At 39.7% G+C, this 5649-nt stretch carries 4 protein-coding genes; 1 reads left to right on the top strand and 3 read right to left on the bottom strand.

Annotated elements, in window-relative coordinates; genetic code table 11:
• Nucleotides 1-440 precede the first annotated feature (440 nt).
• On the top strand, nucleotides 441-869 hold the full coding sequence (locus F557_RS22925) for a helix-turn-helix domain-containing protein (protein WP_019000930.1): 429 nt from the start codon (nucleotides 441-443) through the stop codon (nucleotides 867-869).
• An 88-nt stretch (nucleotides 870-957) separates the two neighbouring features.
• On the opposite strand, the gene F557_RS20955 is transcribed toward F557_RS22925, so the two are convergent.
• The 3 genes from F557_RS20955 to F557_RS0103800 all read right to left on the bottom strand — a co-directional run bounded on the left by F557_RS20955 (nucleotide 958) and on the right by F557_RS0103800 (nucleotide 5381).
• Nucleotides 958-1425, bottom strand: a complete 468-nt coding sequence (locus tag F557_RS20955) for a phosphatidylglycerophosphatase A (protein WP_019000929.1) — start codon at nucleotides 1423-1425, stop codon at nucleotides 958-960.
• Between the two features lie 161 nt (nucleotides 1426-1586).
• Nucleotides 1587-2471 carry a WYL domain-containing protein gene (locus tag F557_RS0103805; RefSeq protein ID WP_019000928.1) on the bottom strand — a complete coding sequence of 295 codons (885 nt, stop codon included), beginning with the start codon at nucleotides 2469-2471 and terminating at the stop codon, nucleotides 1587-1589.
• 648 nt (nucleotides 2472-3119) lie between these two features.
• Nucleotides 3120-5381, bottom strand: coding sequence for an IS1634 family transposase (locus F557_RS0103800; protein ID WP_019000927.1), 2262 nt, complete (start codon nucleotides 5379-5381; stop codon nucleotides 3120-3122).
• Between the last annotated feature and the right edge of the window lie 268 nt (nucleotides 5382-5649).

Raw genomic sequence — 5649 nt, 5'->3', positions numbered from 1 at the left:
CAATATAAACAGGTGCCGTGCAAAACAAATGATTCAGGCATAAGTAACAAATAACGCAATATTGTGAACACTCATTAATAACTTAAACTTAATTTTTAAAAAAAATCCAAAAAAACGCTATATCTCACGGTATACTTAATGTAGAATTAGGAGGGTAATGATGGAAGATGACACGTCGTCCAGAAAAGCAGATACGCTGAACTATCTGCCTCTAGGCTATATTGAGGGCTGTCAGACAATAGACCAGAACAGCTACATAAATGCGCCATAATTACGACTGCATTTTCATTATGATACTGTATTGATTAATATAAGAATCAAGAGAAAGAATCAGACTCCGTCAATATTTATTAGAAAGTATTCTGCAGAATCTGAACAATGTACAGCAGGAGATTCTGATTTACGGCCACTACACATCGCAAATAGACAGAACTTGAGAGATGTTTACACCTAAACAACAAGAAGAGATCAAAAAGCTTAAGGAAGCGGGCGTTTCCATTCTGGGAATTTCCAAAAAACTTAATATTTCTCGGAACACCGTCTACAAGTATATAAATGCACCCACCGGAGAACATATAGGTAAGGATGGGAGACATCTCGGCTTCAAGGGGTATCTTCTCGACAATGAACAGCAGATAGTCAAACGTTTTTTGAAGCTCGAAGGAAACTGCGTTAACCTAGCCAAAGATATTCAGAACGACTGTCCGTATCAGATATGCCTGCGCACTCTGCAGGAATTTTGCAGACAATATCGGCATCAGGTAATTAAAAAACCAAAAAAATCAAAAAACAAAAAGCCGTATCGTAAAAGATCTCTCTCTGAGATTGTGGATAACAGCAAATTTGTTCCGGTAATTCCGGAATTCTGAGCGGATAAGCGGCCTTCTACGTTTTTGCATGACAGCCGGGGCTTCCAAAAAAGGGAACTCCCGGTTTTTTATGACCGTCTGAAAACAATTAGAAACCAGCGGAATAGCTGTTACTGAAAATGATCATGCCTATGACCCAGGTAGTAAGAGCTGTCAGAAGTCCACAGTAAAAATCATCTACTACTACTGAACAAAAAGGAGGAATTTTTTTTTGGATGAGAGAAATTGGAAACGGATGCATCATAGCATAAAAACGGAATACAAAAAAAGCAGCTACAGCCATAAACCACTCATCAGCATTCAGAAACATCACGCTTACCAGCATTCCCAAAAACTCATCACACGCAATCTTGTTCTTGTTTTCATAACCAATCAAATCAATTACGCTCTTACAGGCCAGGACACAGATCCCGAAAAACAACAGAAGCACAATAGCTTTAATCAGAATGGGAAGCTGAATAAACAAAAGACACAACGGGAGCGTCAGCAGGGACGCCATGGTACCCGGCTTTTTAAATTTCAAACCGATGCCAAACCCCACAGCGAACAAATGCATTGGATTCGCCATATTCAAGTAAGACAAACGTTCGTCCCGATCAGACATAACTCAATTTCCAAAAAAAAACTTACTAGGCTGAAACAGCAGCGGATATTATACCAAAAAAAAACAGTCCCCTTATAGCTAAAGGAACTGTCACAAAAACCTGAATGATCGGATTACATTCTGAGAAGCATAAAAATCTCATCCTTGTTCTTAAGAATGATCTGATTCTTCTTAGGATCGTCATTATCCACATCATCATCCGGACTTAGGCGCAAAAGACGGAGAGTGTAGAAAAGCAGGGCCTGACGGCACTTGTAGACAACCTCGCCATTTTCCATGCCGTAGTCAATTTCAATAGCCTTCTGCTGGCTCGGGGTAAGCTTGGGATTGGGTCCAATTTTAAGAGAAACCACGAAATTCCACTTCATATCCTCATTGGGATCAACGTCAGACTCCTCCGGCTTGCCCACAGAATAAATACGGGAAAGCACAAAATCACGGAACTCGTTGTGCTTATCATCAAATGCGCGGATATGCCATCTAATACCGTCAAAACCCAATGCATGCGGATGAATGCGTCTCTTTTCAGGATCTACGCTGTTCATGGTCTGATAGGATATCTCAACAGACTTCTGGTTGAGGATGCAGTCAACTATAAGGGAAAGAACATCAAAATTTATCTTGCGCTTGGGAGGCATAAAGCAGGCGATGTTCGGAGCTTTTTCAAGATAATCTCTGGTAGGGTTAAGAGTGCCCTGAGCCTTCATTAAAATGTCGTTAAGATATGATTCGGACGCACAGATAGGATAGATAGGCTTATATTTGGGACTTCTACGGTAAATCTTGGAATGTCTGTCGTACTTAAGATTGTCCTTGGCCATTTCACAGTAACGGGAAAGATCAAGAGAAGACTGGGGAATGGAAATACCAAAAAAGGAAACAAGATCAGCACGATTAATGTGCCCGGCCCAACAAAGGCGATAATCGATAAATTCCAGCCGACGTTCCTGGTTCCATTTATTATTACCAGGTTTCTTTACGGAAAATTTGTTGTTCATAAATAGCTACATTCTCTAGGTGCAGTTAATAAAAAGTCAACAGTATCAACAACCATCAGACATGCAAGATAACATATCCAAACTAAAACCCTAATGCCGATACATATGAACATAATGATATAGTAATGAGAATTAAAATGCAATAGTATGTAAAAAAAATAGCTACAATTTATTTTATAAACAGAGAAAACGGCCGTAATTAAAGAACTGTTACTTTTTCAGAAACCCTTAAAAGGATAACGATAAACCTCCTAAAATAACAATAAATTAACTCAGTAGAGTTTTTAGTCTAATCTCTTACGGATATAAAAAATTGCAAGATCAATAGAATTAAAAATGAATTAAAAAACGGCTTGAATAATCGTTGATTTCTGAAGTAAATAATGCGGCACTGCTTACCTGACAAGTATAGTCCAGCAAACTAGCAGGCAAACAAAAATACATTTCCGCCATGAAAAAAGGGAGCTCCGCAAAGGAACTCCCTCTTTCAAATAAAATGCCTGACAATGACCTACTCTCACATAGCGAATGCTTACACTACCATCGGCACTGTTCCGCCTGTCTTCCGCAGTCAAAATGCAAAAAACGAGCGACAAGCCCTTTATACAAGCCATTTATCGCCGTTTTTACGATTAATAATATAGTATGTTACAACCGCTGTGCCGATGCAGCGGTAGCTGACTGGCACATTTTGTCCAGCTTCTCTAATTGAGATGAAGAAGGATCAATTGTCCTTGCTTTGAAATACTTTCTTAGCTGTTCCAAATCCGAAGCCACTGGCAGTTTGCTCCCAAACAGTTCTTGAATAAGATCGTAAGCAGAGACATCATGTCCCGTTTCCATTTCGGAATCATTGTCAGATTTGTTTTTCAGGGTTTTTACATTTTCCCGTTTTGAAATTTCCGATAAATCAAGATAAACACATTTATTGTCCTTGCCTCTAAGCATTCCAAAATTAAATTCCCGCATAAGCTTTTGAAGTTTATTTGGAGTTATGGATTTTTCTTTATTTTTGAATTTGTTTTGAATGATCCGCACAATTATAAGAGCCAGCACGCAAAGCAAAACATGTCCGGTAACGCTTTCACGATCCCGTACATACAACGGACGTATTTCAAATTCATTTTTCATAATTCGGAAACACTCTTCTATCTGCACCAGTTTATGATAGAGAGAGCTTACATACTCAGCCTTAAAATCTTCTTCTTTTGACTTCGGCGGTTTGTGATAAAGAATACCGGAAAATCCTGCGCATAGTTTTCTTTTCTCGATGGCTTTTTTATCAAGAGATGTCGCTATGCAGGTTACGGATTGCTTCTTCTCCATTTTTTTCGTTTTATCTCCCGCTACAGATTTTCCGGCCGAGGATGATTTGGAAGCATTATCTGCGGCTGAATCCTTTCCCGAGTCAGAATCTGAGTTGGAACTTATTTCAGTTTTTGATTTTCCGTTTGTGTCTTTTGCGCTTTCGGAGGCGGATTTTATAACCAGCTGTTTCCAGCCGCTCTGACCGGACTTGATTTCTTCATGCTTGTCAACAGCCTGCTGAGCTCTTTTGATGTTTTCATCGAGAATGGCTAAATCCCTTTCCTTTCTCGTCTCGCTGAATGTCAGCATCAGCTTGCAGTCGATGGTGTATTTTTTCTTGCGTCCTGATTCTTCTCTCTCTGATTTGTCGTAGACAGAATTGCGATATGGTATTACTTTGTACTTAAAGCCGGTCTCCTGTCCGGCTTCATCCTTTACAGCTTCGAAGGTATCCAGTTTCAGGTGTTTATTTCTGATCTCTGCGCAAAAGGAAAGAGCCGATTTGGCCACAGAAAATCCCATCCCTTCTTCGAGAAGCATTGACAGTTTTTTTGTTCCGTTAAGAGCACTGTCTGCCACAATTACGGCATTTTTAATTTTGTGTTTTTTCTTCAGTTTCTGAATGGACTCTGCCATGGTTGTCGCTTCGGCATCATTACCGGCATAAATCTGAAAGTCTATGGGTATGGCATTTTCGTCGACAACCAGGGCTATGGACACTATCGGCAAATCAAGCCGCTTTTCCTTGCTGTCCCCGTGCATTCTCAAGGGGTTCCCGAATGATGTAATAACAGAGTCCAGTTCATCGGTTAGTTCCGGAGTTGTCTCAATCAGTCCGTTAAGTTCCTGATCTGACAGGCGATCATAGATTTCCGAACGTTTTCTGAGAATCATTCTCAATACCCGGAGTCCTTTTTTGTGATACCAGTACTCATCATTGCACGGGGTTTCGAAATAGCAGTTTGTGCAATCATAAAACAGCAGCGATTTTTCCCGGGGAATCAGCTTGTCTATTTTGCCGCTGACATGTTTCAGAACAGAATCCTTGAAGTTCGCCAGGAGCCGCAGACAGCGATACGCATCATCCGCAGTTGTCCCGTTCATGGGATCGCCCAGGAATCTTGTGCTTTCCTGCAGCCCAGCATGATATGACATGGGATACATGATTTTTAGCGTGATGAAGTACAGCGCAATCCTGGAAATGTTATATTCAATCTCCAGTCCGTTATGAAAAACCAGATAGTCAAAATAAGTATTCATTGCCAAATCATTCTGCCATATCTGTTTTATAACAAGGTGCGAATAACACTGCCTGACAGAATTTTTAATATCATTAATCGCTATGAAACCATCCGAATTGACTTGCTTATTGATAAAATTTTTTCCGGACTCTCTGATATCCTCTTTTTTCTTCCGGCGTTTTTCACCGTATTTTTTCACAAGCTCCGCATATGCCTCGGGTTCATTTTTAACGAACTCGTCATAATTGCCAAAACTCTTGTAAATAAAAACCTTCGTGCGTTTAGTTGCAGAATCATATTTTGAATCCATCAGGTACAGATACGTAAGCCCGCTGGGAAATTTTTTGGTTGTAAGAAACATAGAACAGCTACCCGGAAAACACGCATGTATTATACCATCTGTCAGAGAATATTGTAACCTATTATAATATTAGTCTTTTTTAAAGAGAGTAAAACTGCCACAAACCCTTATGATTAGTTGAATGGTGAATACGAGGATTTAGCAAAATTTGCCATTTTACTGCGGAAGACAGGTCTTACGGATATAAAAAATTGCAAGATCAATAGAATTAAAAATGAATTAAAAAACGGCTTGAATAATCGTTGATTTCTGAAGTAAATAATGCGGC

This window comes from Succinimonas amylolytica DSM 2873 (assembly GCF_000378405.1).
Lineage (GTDB): Bacteria > Pseudomonadota > Gammaproteobacteria > Enterobacterales > Succinivibrionaceae > Succinimonas > Succinimonas amylolytica.
The sequence above is the reverse complement of the archived record's forward strand: the minus strand, read 5'-3'. Positions and strand labels throughout refer to the sequence as shown.

Coding starts and splice junctions, on each gene's coding strand:
- F557_RS22925 (WP_019000930.1), top strand. CDS start 441: ATGTTTACACCTAAACAACAAGAAGAGATCAAAAAGCTTAAGGAAGCG.
- F557_RS20955 (WP_019000929.1), bottom strand. CDS start 1,425: ATGCATTTGTTCGCTGTGGGGTTTGGCATCGGTTTGAAATTTAAAAAG.
- F557_RS0103805 (WP_019000928.1), bottom strand. CDS start 2,471: ATGAACAACAAATTTTCCGTAAAGAAACCTGGTAATAATAAATGGAAC.
- F557_RS0103800 (WP_019000927.1), bottom strand. CDS start 5,381: ATGTTTCTTACAACCAAAAAATTTCCCAGCGGGCTTACGTATCTGTAC.